General features: G+C 55.7%; 4 protein-coding genes. 2 read left to right on the top strand and 2 right to left on the bottom strand.

Going from position 1 to position 3,992, the window contains the following annotated elements; translation table 11 throughout:
* Positions 1-278 precede the first annotated feature (278 nt).
* Together ACESNB_RS13825 and ACESNB_RS13820 are read left to right on the top strand one after the other, a co-directional pair.
* The gene (locus ACESNB_RS13825) at positions 279-479 is read left to right on the top strand and encodes a helix-turn-helix domain-containing protein (RefSeq protein WP_373008293.1); all 201 of its coding nucleotides are present in this window, start codon (positions 279-281) and stop codon (positions 477-479) included.
* Between the two features lie 86 nt (positions 480-565).
* Positions 566-1,624 carry a tyrosine-type recombinase/integrase gene (locus ACESNB_RS13820; RefSeq protein WP_373008291.1) on the top strand — a complete coding sequence of 353 codons (1,059 nt, stop codon included), beginning with the start codon at positions 566-568 and terminating at the stop codon, positions 1,622-1,624.
* A gap of 207 nt (positions 1,625-1,831) precedes the next feature.
* Here the strand turns inward: ACESNB_RS13820 and ACESNB_RS13815 are convergent, their stop codons facing one another.
* On the bottom strand, positions 1,832-2,494 hold the full coding sequence (locus ACESNB_RS13815) for a hypothetical protein (protein ID WP_373008289.1): 663 nt from the start codon (positions 2,492-2,494) through the stop codon (positions 1,832-1,834).
* A complete protein-coding gene (locus ACESNB_RS13810) occupies positions 2,484-3,377 on the bottom strand; it encodes a DNA-processing protein DprA (RefSeq protein ID WP_373008287.1) in 894 nt (297 codons plus the stop codon). Before ACESNB_RS13810 ends, ACESNB_RS13815 begins: the two co-directional genes overlap by 11 nt.
* Positions 3,378-3,992 lie beyond the last annotated feature (615 nt).

Here is a 3,992-nt window from a genome sequence, read left to right as displayed (position 1 = left end):
TCGGTGGTAGCGCAAATAGACTCCGCGATGACCGAAACTGAAATTATCACCGCAATGCGGACGATTATCACAGAGCGAAGTCAATAATCCGGCAATAAGGTAGCGCGCTCACAGAAATGGCTGTGCGTTTTCAAGCGTCATTCCTGCCAGCGTATATAGCTGCACTGATCGCGATTTCCTGATCTCATGAAGCCTCAAGCCGAACCTATTGGCGCACGAGGAACCGAGAGTCAGAGTCCGTGACGAAGAGAAACACAATCCACGCTTGGCCGCGTCTTATGAAGGCCAATGATGCCGCAGCCTATATCGGCACGTCGCCGACGAATCTGCGTCGGCTGGTCGATAAAGGTGAGCTTGCGCAACCTTTGTTGCGCGGCGGTGAGCGACTTTGGGATATTCGAGACCTTGACGAACATGCAGAGAGTCTGGCCCGTAATGGCGAGCCGATTGCAAGTGATTGGTTTGGCAAAGCGATATGAGGACTTCTGTGGCAGCGATCCGATACCCTTTCACGATGTGTGATCGCGACCGATCCGGGCGAAAGCGCTGGTATGTGCGACTTGTCGTGGACGGTAAGAACAAGAAACGCCGGATACGCGCCAAAGAGGGCAGCGAAGCTTGGGTCGCCGAATACAACGCTATTCTCGAAGATCTGAGATCAAGCGTGGTCGCCCGCCCCAAAAATCCGTATGTCGCGGTTTACTCGCTGCACTGGCTCATCAGCCAATATCTGACCAGTGCCGAGTTTGCCGAAGCGAAACCGGCTACCCAAATTCAGCGGCGCTCGATCTTGCTGCGCATCGCTCGCGAAAGCGGCCATCTCGATTGCCGAACGCTGACACGCGACGCCGTTCAGGCCGGGCGCGACAAGCGCGCCAAGACGCCCGGCGCGGCCAACAACATGATCAAAGTCGTGAAATCGCTCTATGCTTGGGGCATCGACGCGGGGCACGTCTCACACAATCCCGCAGAAGGCGTGAAGCGCCTGAAAATGGGTGACAGCACCTGGAAGCCGTGGACAGCCACGCAGCGCGAAGCGTTCAAAGCGGCGCACCCATACGGTACAACAGCTAGGACGGCTTTCCACTTGGCATTCGATGGCGGATTGCGTCGGTCAGATGTGGTCCGCATTGGGCGTCAGCATCGCGATGATACTCATCTGCGTATTGAACAGAAGAAAACCGGCAGGATGGTCGCGATCATGGTCACGCTGGACATGGCCGAAGCTCTAGATACAGCGCCATCGAGCGGTCTCCACTACATAGAAACCGCCAATGGAAAACCTTACTCTGAAAAGGGCTTCGGCGCGGCGGTAAGGCGCTGGGTGAAAGAGGCTGGCCTCCCGTCTGGCCTGACGCTTCACGGCCTACGAAAAGCTGATGGAGTCCGCATGGCGGAGAGCGGGGCGACCGAAAATGAAATTGCTGCAAAATTGGGTCACAGCGACACAAGATCGGCTTCGATCTACACGAAAGGTGCAGACCAACAGCGGCTCGCAGACGCCGCAATTAGAAGATATACGGAACAAAGTGCCCCGCAAAATGCCCGTGCGGGGCAATCTGACGAAAAAAATTCAATAGAGTCAGGGCCTAAAAAGGCAGGTGGTGGTTCGGGGGAGACTTGAACTCCCGACCTCGCGATTATGAGTCGGATCAGGACGAGAGCGACGAATGACTTTCGCAATAAAAACAGCGCACTTGCGATCTTTCGTGATCACAAACTGACACGCAAAATCGTTCAATTGCAGAGATTGCGTGTCAGATGCGTATCAGTTTGAGCACGCTCGATAATCAATCGGGCGCTGGTTTTCTGGCCGAGCAGATGAGAGGATTCAGGTTTCCCACTCCAATTCGGCGAATGGACTTTGGACTTCTGGCGGGAACACCCGACGCGCGATGAACAGTCCCGCGATCGGAACATTTGGAAACCGCGCGCTGAGGACAGAATGCATCGCACGGTAGTGGCTGCCAGCGGTAAGTACATCGTCGAATATTCCGATTTGTTGCGGCGCCGGATCCGCCAAGGCTTCGTTTATTGCGTACGCTTCGATCAGCTCCTCAACAGACGGGCGATCATTCGGCGTCTCATGTGCCGCGCGAAGTGAGACATTCTGCATCACGAGTTCCCGAACATTAACGTCCCCGCCGATGCCCCGGCAGACGGTGAGCATCCTGTCGTCATACTCTGGATGATCCTTGGCCTTGGAGGGCGGGACCGGCACGAGGGTGGCCACTTTGAGCCATTCAGGATTCAACGCTTTCGCCAAGTATTGCGAACACCGTCGCATCTCATTCACCTTATGCGGCCACTGATTTGTGTTGCGCAGAGAGGGCCGCTTTTTCAGATTGGCGATGAGCTGGTTTGTCTTGCTGAAAGAGTAGTCCCGGTTCGAGGTGTATTCGAACAGGTACAGGCACGTGTCGCCTGGAGTCAGATGATAGTGATCGGCGCGGTTGCTGTCATCGATCTCTTGAAACCGATTCTTATCCGGCAAGGTGCACCCAGATATCTTCAGGGGTCTTGATCCGAATCGCACCCTGATCGGCGTAGGTTTGCGGCCATGTCAGACCGTCTCTCTTGAAGCACGAATCCATGATGAACAGCTTACGGCCCTGTTGCAAAGCCGCACGCGCTTGGATCAGGGTGCCGGACGTATCGCTCGCTTCGACGATGATCGTCGCTTCGGTGAGCGCGCTCATCGTGACATTGCGCTCGGGAAAAAACATGCGGTTGTGCATATAGTTTTGAGACGCATATCGCAGCGCCGGAACCTGGCTGATCAGAAGAAAGTCGTTTGCAATCCGCTCCTGCAAATCCCGGTTCTGTTTCGGGTATACACTGTCCAATGACGTGCCGATAACCGCGATGGTTTTACCGCCGGCTTCGAGCGCGGCGTTATGCGCGGCCGTATCAATTCCTTCCGCCAGTCCGGAGACGACAACGTATCCCTTTTCGACAAGCGCTCGCGCGACGATGCCTGCACGCTCTAGCCCCTTGGGCGTCGCCTTGCGGCTGCCGACCACGGCGACGCTGGGGAGCTCCACCAGCTCCCAGGACCCGCGATAGTATAGAAGTTCGAGGGGATATTTTGCTTCGCGAAGTTTGAGTGGATAGTCGCCCGCATGATGGATGCGGACTCCAAATCTATGGATTCCAGCCGACTTGAAGCGCGCCATCACCTCTTTGGCGCGCCGCTCTGCTTCCGAATGATTCACAAAGTCTGAAGGCAGGGCGCTTGGGTCCGCTGAAAATCGCTCAGCAATCGTCTTGAATGTCGCACCTTTTTCGAGCCACAGGGCCTCATAAGCCCCCATCTCCCGGAACGGCGAGATGGGGGCGAGCGCTGGTCCGTCATCGCTATAAGCCAATAGGTTCATTTGGTTTCCCTCGCCGAATTATCTCTTAAGCGATCTTCGCGTCAGTTCCAAAGCCACTGCTAGCGAGATTCTCCCCAAATATGCGTGAATCTATTTTGAAAGAAGTTCCCATTTTGTTCTTTTTCGGTCAGGAGTTCAAGGCCGAAAATCGAAGATCAGGTGCGTTATCTCAGGATCCGCGTCCGCGTACCGTATTTACCAAGCTTTGGGCGCGTTCGGAAGCTGATGTAGTAAGAGGACGGCAAAGGACAAGGTTTCGGCCGTCCCATTGATCCAGTTCCCGGACGGGATCCCGGATATCGGTCCTAGCAAGGTCTTAGCGAACCTTGCGCCCGTTAATGGCAGGGAAGGGCGCTATGTCCTTTTCCGGAACCCGAAAGACTGATCGCACCGGTGATGGCGCCCGCGAGGCGCCGTTACGACGCGCTCGGTGGTTTGAAGAATTTGCCCGTACAATCTCGGCAAACTCTGTACGTTCGGCCCGGCAGCTCGAAAGTGTCAGCAACTGCTTCCTGGCCGGATTCCGGCCGACTCATCCTCCGAGTTCATCCAGCACGTTCAGGAAGTCTCCAAGGTCCCCGTCACTCATTGCAATCTCGGCCCGAATAAGCAGGC

The sequence above is a fragment of the Hyphomonas sp. genome (assembly GCF_041689225.1).
Taxonomy (GTDB): Bacteria; Pseudomonadota; Alphaproteobacteria; order Caulobacterales; family Hyphomonadaceae; genus Hyphomonas.
Note: the sequence above shows the minus strand (reverse complement) of the source record. Positions and strands in the feature narration are given on the sequence as shown.